The sequence below is a fragment of the Bradyrhizobium sp. HKCCYLRH2060 genome (assembly GCF_051168135.1).
Classification (GTDB): domain Bacteria; phylum Pseudomonadota; class Alphaproteobacteria; order Rhizobiales; family Xanthobacteraceae; genus Bradyrhizobium.
Genome location: NZ_JBNPUK010000018.1, coordinates 54,778 through 71,080, shown reverse-complemented (window position 1 = coordinate 71,080; position 16,303 = coordinate 54,778). Strand labels below are relative to the sequence as shown.

18 protein-coding genes are annotated in these 16,303 nt (G+C 65.5%); 8 read left to right on the top strand and 10 right to left on the bottom strand.

The window, feature by feature from the left end; translation table 11 throughout:
* Window positions 1-219: 219 nt before the first annotated feature.
* Window positions 220-1,980: a YadA family autotransporter adhesin gene (locus ACQR10_RS27815; RefSeq protein WP_316217113.1), complete on the top strand. Its 1,761-nt coding sequence runs from the start codon at window positions 220-222 to the stop codon at window positions 1,978-1,980.
* A 68-nt stretch (window positions 1,981-2,048) separates the two neighbouring features.
* Here the strand turns inward: ACQR10_RS27815 and ACQR10_RS27810 are convergent, their stop codons facing one another.
* Window positions 2,049-3,467, bottom strand: coding sequence for a helix-turn-helix transcriptional regulator (locus ACQR10_RS27810; protein ID WP_316217112.1), 1,419 nt, complete (start codon window positions 3,465-3,467; stop codon window positions 2,049-2,051).
* An 876-nt stretch (window positions 3,468-4,343) separates the two neighbouring features.
* Here ACQR10_RS27810 and ACQR10_RS27805 point away from each other — a divergent pair.
* Window positions 4,344-6,344, top strand: a complete 2,001-nt coding sequence (locus ACQR10_RS27805; RefSeq protein WP_316217111.1) for a YadA family autotransporter adhesin — start codon at window positions 4,344-4,346, stop codon at window positions 6,342-6,344.
* On the top strand, window positions 6,338-6,814 hold the full coding sequence (locus ACQR10_RS27800; protein ID WP_316183211.1) for a hypothetical protein: 477 nt from the start codon (window positions 6,338-6,340) through the stop codon (window positions 6,812-6,814). Before ACQR10_RS27805 ends, ACQR10_RS27800 begins: the two co-directional genes overlap by 7 nt.
* A 96-nt stretch (window positions 6,815-6,910) precedes the next feature.
* Here the strand turns inward: ACQR10_RS27800 and prmB are convergent, their stop codons facing one another.
* The 5 genes from prmB to ACQR10_RS27775 form a co-directional block, all read right to left on the bottom strand.
* Window positions 6,911-7,876, bottom strand: a complete 966-nt coding sequence (gene prmB / locus ACQR10_RS27795) for a 50S ribosomal protein L3 N(5)-glutamine methyltransferase (protein WP_316183210.1) — start codon at window positions 7,874-7,876, stop codon at window positions 6,911-6,913.
* The gene (locus tag ACQR10_RS27790; RefSeq protein ID WP_316183209.1) at window positions 7,876-8,340 is read right to left on the bottom strand and encodes a molybdenum cofactor biosynthesis protein MoaE; all 465 of its coding nucleotides are present in this window, start codon (window positions 8,338-8,340) and stop codon (window positions 7,876-7,878) included. Before ACQR10_RS27790 ends, prmB begins: the two co-directional genes overlap by 1 nt.
* Before the next feature lie 19 nt (window positions 8,341-8,359).
* Window positions 8,360-8,611: a molybdopterin converting factor subunit 1 gene (moaD, locus tag ACQR10_RS27785; protein ID WP_315801950.1), complete on the bottom strand. Its 252-nt coding sequence runs from the start codon at window positions 8,609-8,611 to the stop codon at window positions 8,360-8,362.
* A complete protein-coding gene (gene pgsA / locus ACQR10_RS27780; protein WP_315754456.1) occupies window positions 8,608-9,249 on the bottom strand; it encodes a CDP-diacylglycerol--glycerol-3-phosphate 3-phosphatidyltransferase in 642 nt (213 codons plus the stop codon). The genes moaD and pgsA overlap by 4 nt, the downstream gene beginning before the upstream one ends.
* A gap of 254 nt (window positions 9,250-9,503) precedes the next feature.
* Window positions 9,504-9,839 (bottom strand): GIY-YIG nuclease family protein, encoded by a 336-nt coding sequence (locus ACQR10_RS27775; protein ID WP_315801951.1) that lies wholly within the window; start codon window positions 9,837-9,839, stop codon window positions 9,504-9,506.
* A gap of 161 nt (window positions 9,840-10,000) precedes the next feature.
* Between ACQR10_RS27775 and ACQR10_RS27770 the strand changes: the two genes are divergently transcribed.
* The 4 genes from ACQR10_RS27770 to ACQR10_RS27755 are packed head-to-tail and all read left to right on the top strand — an operon-like array spanning window position 10,001 to window position 11,346.
* Complete coding sequence (locus ACQR10_RS27770) at window positions 10,001-10,345, top strand: ArsR/SmtB family transcription factor (RefSeq protein WP_315801952.1); 345 nt, start codon at window positions 10,001-10,003, stop codon at window positions 10,343-10,345.
* Window positions 10,338-10,601, top strand: coding sequence for a hypothetical protein (locus tag ACQR10_RS27765; RefSeq protein ID WP_316183208.1), 264 nt, complete (start codon window positions 10,338-10,340; stop codon window positions 10,599-10,601). Before ACQR10_RS27770 ends, ACQR10_RS27765 begins: the two co-directional genes overlap by 8 nt.
* Window positions 10,598-10,930 carry a DUF3817 domain-containing protein gene (locus ACQR10_RS27760; RefSeq protein ID WP_315801954.1) on the top strand — a complete coding sequence of 111 codons (333 nt, stop codon included), beginning with the start codon at window positions 10,598-10,600 and terminating at the stop codon, window positions 10,928-10,930. The genes ACQR10_RS27765 and ACQR10_RS27760 overlap by 4 nt, the downstream gene beginning before the upstream one ends.
* The gene (locus ACQR10_RS27755; RefSeq protein ID WP_316183206.1) at window positions 10,927-11,346 is read left to right on the top strand and encodes a CopD family protein; all 420 of its coding nucleotides are present in this window, start codon (window positions 10,927-10,929) and stop codon (window positions 11,344-11,346) included. The genes ACQR10_RS27760 and ACQR10_RS27755 overlap by 4 nt, the downstream gene beginning before the upstream one ends.
* Window positions 11,347-11,392: 46 nt before the next feature.
* On the opposite strand, the gene ACQR10_RS27750 is transcribed toward ACQR10_RS27755, so the two are convergent.
* Both ACQR10_RS27750 and uvrC read right to left on the bottom strand, forming a co-directional pair.
* Window positions 11,393-11,620, bottom strand: a complete 228-nt coding sequence (locus ACQR10_RS27750; protein ID WP_316183205.1) for a hypothetical protein — start codon at window positions 11,618-11,620, stop codon at window positions 11,393-11,395.
* 44 nt (window positions 11,621-11,664) lie between these two features.
* The gene (gene uvrC, locus ACQR10_RS27745) at window positions 11,665-13,731 is read right to left on the bottom strand and encodes an excinuclease ABC subunit UvrC (RefSeq protein ID WP_316217110.1); all 2,067 of its coding nucleotides are present in this window, start codon (window positions 13,729-13,731) and stop codon (window positions 11,665-11,667) included.
* Window positions 13,732-13,974: 243 nt separating this feature from the next.
* Between uvrC and ACQR10_RS27740 the strand changes: the two genes are divergently transcribed.
* Window positions 13,975-14,610, top strand: coding sequence for an outer membrane protein (locus ACQR10_RS27740; protein WP_315713602.1), 636 nt, complete (start codon window positions 13,975-13,977; stop codon window positions 14,608-14,610).
* A gap of 248 nt (window positions 14,611-14,858) precedes the next feature.
* On the opposite strand, the gene ACQR10_RS27735 is transcribed toward ACQR10_RS27740, so the two are convergent.
* Together ACQR10_RS27735 and ACQR10_RS27730 are read right to left on the bottom strand one after the other, a co-directional pair.
* On the bottom strand, window positions 14,859-15,074 hold the full coding sequence (locus tag ACQR10_RS27735) for a cold-shock protein (RefSeq protein ID WP_006612991.1): 216 nt from the start codon (window positions 15,072-15,074) through the stop codon (window positions 14,859-14,861).
* Window positions 15,075-15,326: 252 nt separating this feature from the next.
* On the bottom strand, window positions 15,327-16,187 hold the full coding sequence (locus ACQR10_RS27730) for a 23S rRNA (adenine(2030)-N(6))-methyltransferase RlmJ (RefSeq protein ID WP_434839401.1): 861 nt from the start codon (window positions 16,185-16,187) through the stop codon (window positions 15,327-15,329).
* Window positions 16,188-16,303 lie beyond the last annotated feature (116 nt).

Sequence of the window (16,303 nt, the reverse complement as noted above, 5' to 3'; positions counted from 1 at the left end):
CGCATCAGCCGCGACCAAGGCCGGTCGCAACGTATCAGCTTCGCGGCCGGACGGGAATGTCAAACGACCGGCGTTCCTGCTGCTCTGGTGAGCGGTTTCTGCACAGCGCAGCGCGAAAGTCCCGATATCTGGAAGTCCCTGTGTCTTTTTGCGACACGGTAAAGAGCCGCTGTTCCGGTGGCCACGTAAGGACTGGTGCGAGGAATCCGTTCCTCCGCGATGGAAGCCTGGGGCCGCCAGAAACCACCCAATGTTGCAGACATACAACTCCTCGACCGGATGAGCGCGGTGATGCGCTGCCGTTGTGCGGTTTGCAAAACAGTGGGCCCTTTGCCGAGACCCTCAGGATCCTCCTCTGCTAGCGGAGATCCTGATGTCGTTTTCGAGGGGGCAGGTGTTCACGTGAAATCGAGGGATGTGACGATTGGTCGTGATCCAGTCTTGAGCCCTGGCACCGGAACGCTGAGCCGAGGCGCCTGGCTCGCTTCGACGGTCCTTTTGATCTGCATGGCGGCAGGCGCAGGCGATGCCAACGCCCAACAATCCCTGAACGGCGGCACGGCGGTCGGCGGCATCGGCGCCTATGCGAGCGGCGCGGGGGCTGTTGCGGCTGGGATAGCCGCTACGGCGACCGGCGGGAACAGCACTGCGACCGGTGCCGGCGCGGCGGCATACGGTTATGGTAGCAGCGCCAATGGAGCCTTCACCACCGCGATAGGCATTGCCGCCATCGCCACCGGCCTGGCGGCGACCGCCTCGGGCAACGCCGCCTTTGCCGGCGGCGATCAGGCCACCGCGACAGGGTCGTCGGCCAACGCCAACGGCGCAAGCGCCACGGCGATGGGCCAGTCCAGCCAGGCAGTCGGTGCGACCGCGAGCGCGTTCGGCCAAAACAGCGTTGCCCAGGGCGACGGCACGACCGCCGTCGGTCAGGCCAGCCGGGCCATAGCGATGAACGCGACCGTGCTCGGTGCGACGGCGCAGGCCACTGCGATCGGTGCGATCGCGCTCGGCTTCAACAGCAAGGCGGCTGGCCTCAGCAGCGTGGCGACGGGCGTCAACAGCGTCGCGACCGGAACGTATGGTGTCGCGCTGGGCAATGCCAGCATGGCGACGGGCGATCTGAGCACCGCGACCGGCTCGTTCAGCAACGCGGCCGGCGACCACAGCACCTCAACCGGGACCTCCAGCCAGGCAAGTGGCAGATTCAGTACGGCGACCGGCGCTTTCAGCACGGCGAATGGCGCATTCGGTGCGGCCTATGGCAGCGGCAGCTTCGCGGGCGGGGATAACAGCGTGGCGGTCGGCTCCAGCAAGGCCAACGGCGCAAACAGCCTTGCGTTCGGCAACACTGCGCAGGCGAACGGCGACAACGCCATTGCCATCGGGACCAATGCCGTCTCGGCGCCGAACTCCGTCGTGATCGGTCCCAATGCCACGGACAACAACTTCGCCAATGCTGCGGTCTATGGGGCCGGCGCGCAGGTCGGCGCCGCCGGCAACGTCGCGCTCGGCAACGGCGCCAACGCGGTTGCCGCCAACTCCGTCGCCATCGGGCAGAATTCGGTGGCCACGGCGCCGAACACCGTGTCATTCGGCGCTGCCGGCAATGAAAGGCGGCTGACCAACGTTGCCGCCGGCATCTCGCAGACCGACGCCGTCAATGTCTCGCAGCTGAACGGCATCGCGGCCGGCTTTCAAACCCAACTCGGCGGACTGCAGAACCAGATCAACGTCAACCAGACCGAGGCGCGCCGCGGCATTGCCGCAGCGGTGTCCGCCCCGCCGGTCGTGATGCCGTCGGCACCCGGCAAGACTACGGTCGCCGTCAACACCGGCTTTTATCGCGGTCAGACCGGGGCCGGAATCGGCATCTCGCACCGGCTGAATCTCAGCGTCCCGACCGTGGTCTTTGGCCGCTACTCGAACGGCGGCGGCAGCGAGCATGTCGGCAGCGCCGGCTTCGCCGTCGAGTTCTGATCAACTAATCGCCGTAGATCTTCGCTGCGGATCGGGCGGAGCCAGACCGGCCTGATCGCATCGTGCTCTCATCGATCGGCGCGTGTGTGCGCCGCCGTTGCGCTCACGGGTGGCGCCGGCTCCGCTCCGGCGACGTCGTCCGTCGCCAGGCGCATCGCGGTCGGCGTCTCGCCGTAGAAGCGGCGAAACGTGCGGTTGAACGTGGACAGGTCGGCAAAGCCGGTATCCATCGCGATCTCGGCGACGCTCAGCGCCGAGTGCGCCGGAGATCTCAACCGCTCGACCGCCTTCTCGACGCGCATCTTCCGCAGCGTCTCGGAAAAGCTGGTGCCGGCCTCGTCGAATAGCTTCTGGATGTAGCTGCGCGACAGGCCCGATGCCTCGGCGGCCGACGACAGCGAGAAATCCGGATTGGCGAAATGCTCTCTGATCTGCCTCAGCACCTTTTCCCGGCGCAGATCCTTGAGCGCACCATTGCGAACGACCTCCATCGTATCGTTGCTGGGCGCCAGCAGATGAACGGTCAGCTCGATGAGCTGATCGGCCATCAGTTGCTTCAATGTCGGATTTGCTCGTGCGGCCTCCTTTTCGGCGAAGCCGAGATAGTCGGCCAGCAGACCAAATGCCGGATCACGCATGCTGATGCGCCGGAGAATCAGATCGTCGGCCGCGGGAAGCCGTTTCAACAACATCGCGGCGGGGATGGTGAAGCCCGTCAGCTCGAGGCCTTCCGGCGCGTGAAAGCGGAGTCGCTCGCTCAGCCTGAGGAAGCGCGTCTCCTCCCTGGCACAGTCGTCCTCCTGCCGACGCTGGGTCAGCAGCAGCCGTCCCGAGCGTGGGATCGGAATCGAAAACACGTCCTGGGCCTTGGCCAGATGCTTCTGTGTGCGATCGAGCAGCAGCGGGGACAATGACCACCTGTTGATGTTGAGTCCGCCGATCGTCACGGCGCCCATCTGGATCCGGGCCGGTCCCTCGCTCAACGGCTTGAGATCGGCGAAATTGATCCGGATGCCGCCGGTGATCTCCTCGATCTTCCTCTGCCACTCGCGATGGCTGTCGGGGCCGTGGTCGGGACTGCACTCGAGCGAGATCTGTCGTGTTGAGCTGGATTCCATGGCCGATCCGGCGTCGCAGTTGAAGGAAGCGATGAGCTGATGAGACACACTTCGTTGCAAATCGACAACTGTTACTTCGGAAGATTTCAAAGAATGCGGCCACAATGTGCGGATTGCATAACAGTGCGCTCCCTGCCGAGACCCGCCCGATCGCATTCTGCTAGCCGAGACGGAGGCGGCGCGCTTTCGGCGTGATGCGTTCTCGGGAAGTTGTTCGTGGTGCAATTGCTGGTTGCTCTTTTCGGAGCAACCTCTGGCGATGTTCTCGAAGGTTATGCAGGGGATCGATGTGATTTTGGCGAATGTGACAGTTGATCGGGGCTCGCCGCCGGCATCGGCTATGCGGTCAACAACTGGGTGCGGGTGCACGCCTCGTTCACGGCCTCGCCGTAGATCAACGAATATGGCGTGGCCGGCGGTGCGTCGATGACGCTGAATTGAGCGAGAAGGGCGGCCGAGCAGCGCGCTGCATGTCGAACGTAGATCCGATGATTGGTCTGTCAGAAAGATACCGCATCAAGGCCTTGGCGTGCGAAAGCGCCTCTGAACAAGCGACCGATCCGGCTCTGAAAGCCGCTTGGTCGGAGATTGCAATGGAGTGGCACGCGCTCGCCTATCGGGTCGGTCGAGGATCGACCGACCATGAAATCTGGATGCGGAGCCAGTAAGGCCGTCTCGAGGCCGCCGGGGCATTGCAACCATATGCGATGGCACTGCACCCAGGGGACGGGAGAGGCCATCGGAAGCTCGTGTTGTTAGCGCACAACGGTCAGCAGGAATAAACGGGATCGAGATCGCGCGAGTGTGCCGCTTGCCTAAGAGTGGGTCATCTGCCGAGACCTCTCCGATCCAACCCTGTTAGCTGAGCCAGCACGGGAGCGCTGCCTTCGCAACGAGGTGTTGGACATCGTTGTCGCGCGATCCGTGATTGCGGCACCAAAAGCAGCTTCTGGTGCCGTTCTCGAATGTTTTGCAGAGGGATCGGTGACATTGACGTGCGTAATCGTTGTGGGTGAGGAGGCGGCCGAGGCACGCGCTCCCAGCCATCGCGTCACTCCCTGCGTTTCGTCGGTCCGGATCGTTGTGGAGTCGTGCTGAATGCGTCCCGTAATTTCAAGGATTGCAGTCGCTGGGGCTGGTCCGTCGAGGCGTGCTGCAGCCTGTGCAGTTGCGGCAGCCAAGGGTGGCCTGATGTCGAGCGCCTTTCGTGCCGCGTCGCGGCCGCGGCGCATCGGGATCCGGTCGGTGCAGTCCAGCGGCGTTGCGATCGCCCTTTTGCTAGCATCGGCCCTGTTGGCGGCGCGGTCCGCGCAAGCGCAAAATTTTGCATGCGCGCCGAACGCCGGTATCGCCAACGGCGCTTTTTCCTTTGCCTGTGGCGAGGCAACCTTCGGTCCCGTTCCTAAACCGCAGGCTACGGCCGACGGCGCCTTCAGCACGGCAATCGGTCCGTCAGCCATCGCGGGCGGCTATGGCACCCTCGCCGTCGGCGCTATCAGCCAAGCGGCAGGCGACGGGGCGATGGCGATCGGCTACGCGACAATTTCGAACGGCTACGCCACCGCAGTGGGCTATTCCGCAAGAGCCGTAGGCAACTCCAGCACCGTCTTTGGCGCTCAGAGCTTTGCGTCCGGTACGTTCTCGGCCGCTATAGGGACCTATGCGGCGGCGACCTCCGCGAACTCCATCGCGATCGGCGGAGGTAACATCACCGGCACGAGGACCTTGGCGGCGTTCGTCGATGCCAACTCTGCCAACAGCATTGCAATCGGCAGCCAAGCCCTCATTGGCGCCGATAGCGGCAACGCCACCGCACTCGGCTTCAATGCGCAGGTGCTGGGCCAGAGTGGGCTTGCGATTGGCTATTCCAGTGCGGTCACCGGCGATGGCAGCATAGCGGTCGGCGCATCGAACACGGTGCTCGGAGCGAAGAGCGGCGCGATCGGCACCGGGCAGAATGTGGTCGGCACCGGCAGCTTTGCGATCGGCGATCCCAGCACGATCAACGGTAATGGCACCTTCGTGCTCGGCAACAACAACAATGTGAATACGGCGACCAATGCCGGCGCCGGTACAGCCGGCTGGGGCGATAACGTCAACGTGGTGGGCTCGAACAACGCCATCGCCGCCACGGCGAGCGCCGCCGGCTCCGCCGTGCTCGGCAATGGCGGGACGGTCAATGCGACCGATGCAGTGGCCATCGGCAATGGCACGACGGTGACGGGGGTTTCGGCGATCGCGATCGGCCGTAGCAGCACGGCAAGCGCAAGCAACGCCGTCGCGCTCGGCGTGTTTAGCAACGCGGCCGGAATGAATGGGACGGCACTCGGGGTTCTGAGCAACGCGAGTGGCGATTCCGGTACCGCGAGCGGGGCGTTCAGTACGGCGAGCGGCGACCACGGCACGGCGACCGGTGCCTCCAGCAAGGCCAGCGGTGCCTTCAGCACGGCGAGTGGCGCCTTCAGCACGGCATCCGGAGTACTCAGCACCGCGACCGGCGTCAACAGCCAGGCCATCGGCGACAACAGCGTGGCCGTCGGCGTCGCCAGCACCGCGAATGGGACGAGCGCTGTCGCACTCGGCAACGGTGCGCAGGCGAACGGCGTGAATGCGGTCGCGATCGGCACCAATGCGATCTCAGCGCCGAACTCCGTGGTGGTCGGCCCCAACGCCACCGACAACAACTACGCCAATGCTGCCGTGTACGGCGCGGGCGCCCAGGTCGGGGCCGCAGGCAACGTCGCGATCGGCAGCGGCGCCAATGCCGTTGCGGCGAACTCCGTCGCGATCGGCCAGAACTCGGTGGCGAGCGCGCCCAACACCGTGTCGTTCGGCTCCGCCGGCAACGAGCGGCGGCTGACCAATGTCGCCGCCGGCATCTCGCCGACCGATGCGGTCAACGTCTCGCAGCTGAGCAGCGTTGCGAGCGGCGTCCAGTCGCAGATCGGGGCGTTGCAGGCGCAGATCGGTGGATTGCAGTCGCAGGTCAGCGGGTTGCAGACCCAGATCACCCACGTCAATTCGGGGATCGCGATGGCCATGGCGATGGGCGGCGGCTTCCTGCCGGACAACAAACGGTTTGCGGTGGCCGCCAATTACGGCACCTTCGCCGGCCAGAGCGCGGTGGCGATGACCGCGCTGGCGCGGGTGAGCGACAACATCGTCGTCTCCGGCTCGGCCAGCTACGGCATGCGGACTGATACGAGCCAGTTCGGCGGACGGGTCGGGATGCAGATCGCATGGTAGATCGATCGCTGTTCCGTGCGCTGCTGATCGCAGGGTTCGCGCTGCTTGTCGGACTGGGGACGCGCGCCGCCGAGGCGCAGCAGGCCTCGCAGCCGCAACGGCCACCAGCGGCTCAGCCGCCGCAGCAAGTCCAACAGCAACAACAACCGCAGCAGCCGCAATTCCCGCCGCCGCCTCAGGCGCAGCCGCAGCAATCGTCACAATGGGCGACGATGCCGCGGATGCAGCTCGAGCGGCAGTTCGCAGGCCCGCTGCAGGACACCATCGTGCAGCGCTGGCGCGATCCGGCCGACGGCACCGTCTGCTACATCTACCTGCCGATCAGCGCGCCGCATTCGCCGCCGACCCCCGCGGGCTTTGTCCAGTATGGCGGCAACACCGTGGGCTCGATCAGCTGCATGCTTGCGCCGCAAGCGGCACGGTCCGCGGCAAATCCGCGTCACACGGGCACCGTGTCCACCGGCCAATAGCCTGAATTGACTGGTGGATGGGGTTCGATTCGCGCGGCAGCGGAGGTTCACATCTCCCCGACGGTTTTCGAAGGGGGGAGGTGAATGGGTCGCGCGTCACACGAGATCGCGCGCGGTGATCCAGAACACCTCGCCCTCGGAGTCCTCGGTGTCGAGCCAGAGCAGCGGCAGGTCGGGATAGGCCGCCTCGATCTGCGGACGGTCGCGCCCGACCTCGCACAACAATCCGCCCTCCGCAGTCAGATGGTCGCGGGCCTGGCTGAGAATGCGATGGATGATGTCGAGCCCGTCGGTGCCGCCGTCGAAGGCCAGCGCCGGCTCGGCGCGGCATTCCCGGGGCAGGCCGGCCATGCCCTCGGCGTCGACATAGGGCGGGTTGGTGATGATCAAATCGTAGCGGCGCTGGCTGAGCGGTGCGAACAGGTCACCGCGGTGCAGCGAGATGCGCTCGCCGAGGTCGTAGTCGGCGACGTTCTTCGCGGCGACCGCGAGCGCGTCCTTGGAGATGTCGACGGCGTCGATCACCGCATTGGGGAAGTGGCGGCTGGCCAGGATCGCCAGACAGCCAGAGCCGGTGCAGAGGTCCAGCACGCTGTCCACGGCCAGCGGATCATCGATCAGCGAGGTGCCATCGGCCTCGGCGCCGCCGAAATGCGTCTCCAGCAGCTCGCCGATGAACGAGCGCGGCACGATGACGCGCTCGTCGACGTAGAACGGCAGGCCGCGCATGTAGACCTTGTTGACCAGATAGGCCGCCGGCTTTCGCGTGGTGATTCGGGCCGTGATCAGGTCGAGGATCATCTTGCCTTCGGCCGCGGTGACCCGGGCCGTGACGAAGCTCTCGAACTGATCGGGGCGCAGATGCAGCGCCTCGCCGATCAGGAAGGCGGCCTCCGACACCGGATCGGTGGTGCCGTGCGCAAACACCAGATCGGCGTCCTGGAAGCAGCTCACCGCGTAGCGCAGATAGTCGAGCAGGCTGACCAGCTCGCCCGCATTGACCTTCGGCAGCTTCGGCGCCGCCGCCTTGCGCGGCGCTGCCGTCTTGACCTTCTTCGCCATCACGACTTCCAGCGCGCCGCGGCGGCATCGTCGTGGCTCTTGGCCTCGACCCAGCTGCCGCCATCATTGGTTTCCTCGCGCTTCCAGAACGGCGCGTTGGTCTTGAGATAATCCATCAGGAACTCAGCAGCCTCGAACGCCGCCTGACGGTGGCTGGAGGCGGTCACCACCAGCACGATGTTCTCGCCCGGCCGTATCCGGCCGAAGCGGTGGATCACGGTCAGGCCCTGCAGCGGCCAGCGCGCCATCGCCTGCTCGGCGTGCCGCATGATCTCGGCCTCCGCCATGCCCGGGTAATGCTCGAGCGTCAGCGCGGTGATCGGCGTGTCATGGTCGTTGCCGCGGCACAGGCCGGAGAAGCTGACGACGGCGCCGATGTCGGTGCGGCCATGGCTGAGGGCTGCGATCTCGGCCGCGGTGTCGAAATCCTCTTGCTGCACCCGGACGGTGACGATCGCGGTCATGGACGGATCTTCCGTTGCGTCAGCCGCCGGTCATCGGCGGGAAGAACGCGATCTCGCGGGCGCCGGCGATGGCCGTATCCGGCTGCACATGGGTCTGGTCGATCGCGGTGCGGATCACCTTCGGCTTCTCGAACGCATAGGCGTAGCCCTCGCCGCGCGTGGTGAGCCAGGCGATCAGCTCGCTGACCGTGCGCACGTCCGCCGGCGGCTCGATCGTCTCCTCGGCCTTGCCGACGCGCTCACGCACCCAGGCGAAATACTTCACCTTCATCGCGAGTCTGCCTCGATGAGGTGGTGGATGCCGGCGCGGAAATAGTCGTAGCCGGTGTAGATGGTGAAGACCGCCGACAAACCGAGCAGCCAGATTCCGATCCCGCTCACGATCGGACCCACGGCCGTCGAGATCTGGGCGACCGCCGCATCGCCGGCCTCGCCCGCGAGCAGGAAGCCGATCGCCACCAACTGCATCGTGGTCTTCCATTTGGCGACCTTGGTCACCGGCACCGAGACGCGCAGCGCGGCGAGATATTCGCGCAGGCCCGACACCAGGATCTCGCGGCACAGGATCACAATGGCCGCCCACAGCGACCAGTTCTGGATGGTGCTGTCGGCGGCCAGCATCAGCAGGCAGGAGGCGACCAGAAGCTTGTCCGCGATCGGGTCGAGCATACGGCCGAATGCCGATTGCTGGTTCCAGATCCGTGCGAAATGACCGTCGAGATAGTCGGTGATCCCAGCCGCAATAAACACCGCGACGGCGACCCAGCGGAGCCACAAAGGATACATCCAGACCGACTGCGCGTAGATGCAGCCGACCACGACCGGTATCGCGGCGATGCGCGTATAGGTCAGGATGTTCGGCAGGGACGTCGACGTCTTGCTGGGCACGCGTGTGGTCGCAATATTCATCCGGTGTACCAATACTGCCGCCGTTCGGACGTCAACCTCCGAGCCGAGCCGCTTCGGCAGGATGACGCAGATATGACGCTGTTCGCAACGAAGTCTTGCGGAGATAGGAACTCTCCCGCTCCGATACAAAGAGCGGTAACGCTTCCTTAAGCAACCGCACGCGGTCGCGCCAGTAGGGAGATCGGCGTGCCGCGGTGGGCGCGCCGATCGGTCTTATTGCGGTGCAATGACAGCGGCGCGAATGCCGCCCGTGATCAGATCGCCTCGGCCCCGTGAACCGCGCACCAATGCGCCTGCCGTTCCGCGAACACGCGATCGCGCACATAGGCCAGCGCTTCGTCGTCGAAGGTCTCGATCACCTCCAGGCTGAACGACCCTTCGCCATGGGCGGCCCAGGCCGCCTGCAGCCCGCCGCGGCGATGGCCGCCCTGGCGCAGGGTGAACCACAGACGGTTCTGGATCTTGTCGAGGTCCGGCGCGCAGCCGATCCAGCGCGCGCCGGTGGCGGCGCAGGTGACCGCAAAGATGCCGGCAGGGCTCTTGCGCTCCTTGTAGGCGGCGACCGCCGCCTTGCGCTGATCGGGGGTCATGAGGTGTCGCTCCAAAGTGAGGTGGCTCAGCTCATGTAGAGCTTATTTTTGTCCGGGTAAATATATGGAAATCGAAATTTTTTCCTGACAGGTGTATCGTAAAGTTGACGGGGGCGGACCTCACCTGTAATAATATCCTTACAGGTGGAGAGCCGCGACGTATGCCCACTGAAGGCGATCAACTGCTGGACAGGCTGGCAGCGTTGGCCAATCCGCATCGGTTGCGGGTGGTGGCTGCTTTGCAGGCCCGGGGGCGCACCTATGTCAGCCAGTTGGCCCGCGAGCTCGGCATCAGCCGGCCATTGCTGCACCTTCATTTGCGCAAGCTCGAAGAGGCGGGGCTGGTCACCAGCCGGTTGGAGCTCTCCGCCGACGGCAAGGCGCTGAACTACTTCGAGGTTGCTCCCTTCGAGATCGCCCTGACGCCGTCCTCGATCGCCAAAGCAGCGGAGACGCTGTCCGTCGTTCCATCCTCCATCAAACCGGAAGGAGACCAACATGGCTGACAAAGCCGCCATCTTCCTGCTCGTCACGATCCTCGTCCTTGTCACCATCATCCTGGTGTTTGCGATGAAGTATTTTGCGGCGGTCCGGCAGGCCGGACGGCAGGTCGCGACGGAGGAGGGCTTCCGCGCGCTGACCGAGCGAGCCGTTCGAGCGCAGGAGACGAGTGCAGATCTGCTCGCCGCCCTCAAGGGCAGTCTGGGGCAGATCGAGCTGCGGCTCACCCAGGTCGAAAAGGTGCTGAAGGAGGTCGAATGATGACCACTCAGCATCAGGCCGAGGAGCTGTCGCTGTTGAAGCGGATGCGCGCAGTCTCGCTCGTCGAAGGCAGCACATTGCTGCTGCTGGTGCTGGTGGCGGTGCCGCTGAAGCACTTTGCCGGCTTCGCCGTCGCCACCAGGATCATGGGTCCTGTCCACGGCCTCGCTTTCATGGGCTACATCTGGATGCTCATCCAGCTCGCAGCCGGCGGCGGCTGGTCGAGAACGGAGATCGTCCGGATGACAATGGCTGCGTTCGTGCCGTTCGGCGGCTTCGTCAATGCCCGCGTCCTGGCGCGACGCGAGATGCTGCTGGCGGCGCCATGATGGTCGAGTGGCTCAAGGCGCTGCACGTCGCCGCCGTACTGTGCTGGAGCGGCGGGTTGCTGGCCGCAGCGATCACCATCGCGGCGGCTGCGACCAAGGCAGAAGCGGCTGGTGCCGCCACCATGGTCGAGATCGTCAGCCGCTGGGACCGGCGTGTCACGACGCCGGCCATGCTCGTCGTGTGGGGCGCGGGCCTCGCACTCGCCATGCAGGGCCAATGGTTCGGCTCGCTTTGGCTGACGATCAAGCTCGGCATCGTGGTCGCGCTGTCCGCGCTGCACGGCGTGCTCGCGGGAACGCTGCGACGGCTTGCACGGTCCGAGTCGCCGGCGCCGCGCTGGTTCTCTCATGCGCCGCCGCTGATCGTCGGCAGCGCTGCTGCGATCGCCGTGCTCGTGGTCGTCAAGCCGTTCTGAGCTCCACAGGAACAGCGACGATGTCGTCGGCCCCTGTAGCACGAGGTTAAACCTTGATGGGCGGCTCGATCTGCGCGAGCTCGTCCTTCAGAGGCGGCCAGCTGTGGGCCATCACAACAGTGCTTAGGATGCCGCGCAGCGAGAAGCTGGCCTCGAAGATCTCGCCCGTTTCGGCCTCAAGTTCAAACGTGACCTTGGAGTCATCATCCATCGATGGGCCGCCCCACATGGAGCGGCCCATTACGATCGTAGGCAGCTTCGTTCGCTTCGCCATGAAGCCTCCCCATCTACACAAAGAACGTCTGACGGCGCGATTAACTAGCTCGCGTTGCTGTGAAAATACTCAAAGATCTTCCGTGCGCTTTCCGCCGAAACCCCCGGCACCTTGCCGAGGTCGGCGATCGAGGCGCGCTCGATCTCCTTCAGGGTGCCGAAATGGTGCAGCAGCGCGCGCTTGCGCGATGGGCCGATGCCGGGGATCTCCTGCAGGCCGGCCTCGCGGATGTCCTTCTTGCGCAGCTTGCGGTGCGAGCCGATGACGAAGCGATGGGCCTCGTCGCGCAGCCGCTGGATGAAATACAGCACGGGGTCGCGCGGCTCGAGCTTGATCGCCTCCCGCTCCGGGATGAATAAGGTCTCGCGGCCGGCGTCGCGATCGGGGCCCTTGGCGACCGACATCAGCGCGACATTGGTGACGCCGAGCTCGGTGAAGATCTCGCGGACGGCATTGAGCTGGCCGCGGCCGCCATCGATGATGACGAGATCCGGCCATTGCGGCACGTCGTCCTCCTTGGCCGCGCGGGCGACATCCTTCTCCGACGGTGACACCAGCCGCTTGAAGCGGCGCTGGAGCACCTCCTTCATCATCGCGTAGTCGTCGCCGGGCGTCAGCCCTTCCGACTTGATGTTGAACTTGCGGTACTGGTTCTTCATGAAGCCGTCGGGGCCGGCGACGATCATCGCGCCGACCGCGTTGGTGCCCTGGATGTGGCTGTTGTCGTAGACCTCGATGCGCTTCGGCACCTGCGGCAGGCCGAGCGTGGTCGTCATCGCCTCCAGCAGGCGGCTCTGGGTCGCGGTATCCGCGAGCTTGCGGCCGAGCGCCTCGCGCGCATTGGTCAGCGCGTGTGTGACCAGGTCCTTCTTCTCGCCGCGCTTCGGACAGGACACCTCGACCTTGTGGCCGGCCTTGACGCACAGCGCCTCGGCGAGCAGCTCGGCCTCCTCGATCTCACGCGACAGCAGGATCAGCTTCGGCGGCGGCTTGTCGTCGTAGAACTGCGACAGGAACGCGGACAGCACCTCCTCTTGTGTGAACGTCTTCTCGGCGCGCGGGAAATAGGCGCGGTTGCCCCAGTTCTGGCCCGTGCGGAAGAAGAACACCTCGACGCAGGAATAGCCGCCTTCCTGGTGGATGGCGAACACATCGGCTTCCTCGACCGTGCGCGGGTTGATGCCCTGCTGGGAGGAGATCGCCGACAGTGCGGCGAGACGGTCGCGATAGACGGCCGCGGTCTCGAATTCGAGCTCGCTCGACGCCTTCTCCATCTCGCTCGCCAGCAGCGCCTTCACCGCCTGGCTGCGTCCGGACAGGAAGTCGGTCGCCTCGCGCACCAATTCGGTATAGCCGGGGAAATCGATCTCCTGGGTGCATGGACCCGCGCAGCGGCGGATCTGGTGCAGCAGGCAGGGGCGGGTGCGGCTCTCGAAGAACGAATCGGTGCAGGAGCGGATCAGGAAGGCGCGCTGCAGCGCGGTGATGGTGCGGTTGACCGCGCCGGCCGAGGCGAACGGACCGAAATAGCGCCCCGGCCTGGACTGCGCGCCGCGGTGCTTGAGGATCTGCGGCGCCCAATGGTCGCCGGTGATGAGGATGTAAGGGAACGATTTGTCGTCGCGCAGCTGCACGTTGAAGCGCGGCTTGAGCTGCTTGATCAGATTGGCTTCGAGCAGCAGCGCCTCGGTCTCCGTGGTGGTGGAGACGATCTCGACGGTCACCGTGGCTGCGATCATGCGCAGGATGCGCGCCGGCAGCGGCGCGTTGGCACGCGCATAGGACGACAGGCGCTTTTTGACGTTCTTGGCCTTGCCGACATAGAGCACGTCATGCGCCGCGTTGAGCATGCGGTAGACGCCGGGCGAGGTCGGCGCCAGCCGCACCGCGTTCTCGATCGCCGCGTGGCCGATCGCGAGCGGGCCTTCCCCGACCGCCTCCAGGCTCTCCTCGGCCAGCTCCGGCAGCCGGCCGTCATCGTCCTCGTCCGCGGCCGGGGCGGCGGGGTCGAGATCGGGCGTGTCGATGGCCTCGGGCGGCAGGTCGGCCGCGGCGCCACGCCGGCTCGGGGGCGTCGGCGCCTTGGGTGGATCGGAGCTGTGGGTGGTCATGTCCGCAAATTAAGCGCTGCCGCGCCGTCTCGCCAGCTTGCGATCGCGCCATGCACAGGGCAGGGCGGTAACGCTCCGTTAAGCACGTTAATGGCCGGGTAACCCGGCTTAACAACGGCTTAACCTAAAACTCTCGATAAATGCTCACGAAAGAAGCGAGAGTTCCGTAACCACGCCGGCCCGCGCAGCACAGTCGCGCGGCGCATGCTCCGGCGGGTGACGGCGAGTGGCGTGGAGTGAGCGATGAACAGGTTCTTGGTCGGTGCTGCCGCCGCGGCGGGCTTGGGCGCGGCGGCTCTCGGATCGGTCTCGGCGCAGGCGGCGGACCTCGGCTACGGGCGCGGCGCGCCCTACACCGTCAACCAGCCCCTCAACGCCTACAGCTGGGCCGGCCCCTATCTCGGCGGCACGCTGGGCTATGAGTGGGGCACCGTCGGCAACAACCCGACCAAGCCGTCCGGTCTCACCGGCGGCCTGACCGCGGGCTACAATTGGCAGAACGGCCCGTGGGTGTTCGGCGCCGAGGGCGACATCAACCTGACCGGCGCCAACGACACCTTCGCGCCGTGGAAGTTCTCCAACCCGTGGTTCGGCACCTTGCGCGGCCGCGCCGGCTACGCCTTCAACAACATCCTGTTCTACGGCACCGGCGGCCTCGCCTTTGGCGGCCTGCGCGCCGAGACCTTCGGTCTTTCGGAATCGCACACCACGGTGGGCTGGACGCTCGGCGCCGGCACCGAGTTCGGCCTGGCGCAGAACTGGACCGCCAAGATCGAGTATCTCTACGTCGATCTCGACAGCAGCAATTTCGTGATCACGGGGGCGAAGAACGACTATCGGTTTGGAATTGTGCGCGCAGGCATCAACTTCCACTTCTGATGGCAACGAGGGAATAGGAAGAAGAAACGTCCAACGACAACCTCCCGGCCGCTCGCGCGGCCGGGATTTTTTTGTCGGAGCGCTCCGTGCAATCGTGCATCATCGCGCGCGGCCTGCACGTACGAGCCGGCAATGCTGTGCACGCACACAGGCGCTGCCGACAGCTTCCAAACCAACGAAGAGTTGGCGTCGAGGCGCGTCCGGTTGCACTCACGCCGGCGCGTGAACGACCGCCAGGCGGGCTCGTCCTAAGACGATAGCACCAGGTTCACCGCTTTCGGGCCCTTGCCCTTCTTGTCCGGCTCGACCTCGAAGCTGATCCGCTGTCCTTCGGTCAGGTCCTTCAGGCCCGCGCGCTCCACCGCCGTGATGTGCACGAACACGTCGCGTCCACCGTCGTCCGGCTTGATGAAGCCGTAGCCGCGTTCACCGTTGAAGAACTTGACCGTCCCAGTCATGGCCATCGGGAAACTCCTCCCCCGCAATGCTTCCTCCACTGCGCGCCCTGCGCAGCGTCCGACCGGACATCACTTTGATCGGAAAGCGTTGGCCACCTTAACGCCCAGCGCTCGCCGCGCCGGATCGCCGGATCTTGTTAGGCCTTGATCACCCCGCCGCAACCATTCGCGGAAGCGGAACGTAAAGCCAGTCTTACAATCGGACACAATAATACGGTTCCGCGCCGATTGACTACGGCTTTTCGACCAGTAGCCGTTTCAAGCTTTGGGGAATTCGATTCGGAAGCGCGCCGCGCCGCCCTGGCCGAGCGGCTTCTGCAGTTCCTGCAGGATGAGCTTCAGCTCGTCATGCAATGTCCAGGGCGGGTTGACGATCAGCAGTCCGGTCGAGGTCAGCGCCTCGCCTTCGATTTGCGGCGCAACACTGAACTCGATCCGCAGCACCTTGCCGGGTGGCTTGGCCGCGGCCGCGAGCGCCGCGATGCGATCGCTCAGCTCTTCGGTGGCGCGCCGGCTCTTGGCGGGGTACCACAGCACGTAGATACCAGTGGTCCATTTCGCGAAGGCCGCGGCAAAGCGGTCGGCGAGCCGCTCGAACTCATCCTTCGCCTCGAACGCCGGATCGATCAGCACTACGCCCCGGCGCTCGTTCGGCGGCACGAAGGCGGGCAGGGCGACCCAGCCGTCGAGATCGACGACGCGGGCCTGGGTGTCGCGGCGCAACTGATCGATCAGCTGCTTGCGGGGGATCGGCGCCAGCTCGCACAGGGTCATGCGGTCCTGCGGCCGCAGCAGCGCGCGCGCGATCAGCGGCGAGCCGGGATAGGCGACGAGCTCGGCCGTCGGATTGAACGATCGGACGATATCCAGATAGGGCTGGACCAGCGCATAGACCTGATCCGACAGCCGCGCCTGCAGCAGGCGGGCAATGCCGGTGAGGAACTCGCCGCTGCGGGTCGCCTCGTCGCCGGTGAGATCGTACAGGCCAGCGCCGGCATGGGTGTCGATCACCCGGAACGCAGCGGGCTTCTCCTGGAGGTAGACCAGGATGCGCGTCAGCACGATGTGCTTGATGACGTCGGCGAAGCCGCCGGCGTGAAAGGCGTGTCGGTAGTTCATGCCGTCCCGGTTACGCCGTTCCGCGTCAAAAGGGTACCCCGTCGATGCGCCGCATGCCCTTTCGGAGAGCCGCGGATCATCGCCGCCGCAACAGGCGCCGCAGGCCGACGCGCTGC

What these genes read in the sequence shown, in the direction of transcription:
- ACQR10_RS27760 (WP_315801954.1), top strand. Translation starts at nt 10,598, where the DNA reads ATGATGACCACTCAGCATCAGGCCGAGGAGCTGTCGCTGTTGAAGCGG.
- moaD (WP_315801950.1), bottom strand. Translation starts at nt 8,611, where the DNA reads ATGAAGGTGAAGTATTTCGCCTGGGTGCGTGAGCGCGTCGGCAAGGCC.
- pgsA (WP_315754456.1), bottom strand. Translation starts at nt 9,249, where the DNA reads ATGAATATTGCGACCACACGCGTGCCCAGCAAGACGTCGACGTCCCTG.
- prmB (WP_316183210.1), bottom strand. Translation starts at nt 7,876, where the DNA reads ATGGCGAAGAAGGTCAAGACGGCAGCGCCGCGCAAGGCGGCGGCGCCG.
- ACQR10_RS27775 (WP_315801951.1), bottom strand. Translation starts at nt 9,839, where the DNA reads ATGACCCCCGATCAGCGCAAGGCGGCGGTCGCCGCCTACAAGGAGCGC.
- ACQR10_RS27750 (WP_316183205.1), bottom strand. Translation starts at nt 11,620, where the DNA reads ATGGCGAAGCGAACGAAGCTGCCTACGATCGTAATGGGCCGCTCCATG.
- ACQR10_RS27735 (WP_006612991.1), bottom strand. Translation starts at nt 15,074, where the DNA reads ATGGCCATGACTGGGACGGTCAAGTTCTTCAACGGTGAACGCGGCTAC.
- ACQR10_RS27765 (WP_316183208.1), top strand. Translation starts at nt 10,338, where the DNA reads ATGGCTGACAAAGCCGCCATCTTCCTGCTCGTCACGATCCTCGTCCTT.
- uvrC (WP_316217110.1), bottom strand. Translation starts at nt 13,731, where the DNA reads ATGACCACCCACAGCTCCGATCCACCCAAGGCGCCGACGCCCCCGAGC.
- ACQR10_RS27790 (WP_316183209.1), bottom strand. Translation starts at nt 8,340, where the DNA reads ATGACCGCGATCGTCACCGTCCGGGTGCAGCAAGAGGATTTCGACACC.
- ACQR10_RS27730 (WP_434839401.1), bottom strand. Translation starts at nt 16,187, where the DNA reads ATGAACTACCGACACGCCTTTCACGCCGGCGGCTTCGCCGACGTCATC.
- ACQR10_RS27740 (WP_315713602.1), top strand. Translation starts at nt 13,975, where the DNA reads ATGAACAGGTTCTTGGTCGGTGCTGCCGCCGCGGCGGGCTTGGGCGCG.
- ACQR10_RS27800 (WP_316183211.1), top strand. Translation starts at nt 6,338, where the DNA reads ATGGTAGATCGATCGCTGTTCCGTGCGCTGCTGATCGCAGGGTTCGCG.
- ACQR10_RS27770 (WP_315801952.1), top strand. Translation starts at nt 10,001, where the DNA reads ATGCCCACTGAAGGCGATCAACTGCTGGACAGGCTGGCAGCGTTGGCC.
- ACQR10_RS27755 (WP_316183206.1), top strand. Translation starts at nt 10,927, where the DNA reads ATGATGGTCGAGTGGCTCAAGGCGCTGCACGTCGCCGCCGTACTGTGC.
- ACQR10_RS27815 (WP_316217113.1), top strand. Translation starts at nt 220, where the DNA reads ATGGAAGCCTGGGGCCGCCAGAAACCACCCAATGTTGCAGACATACAA.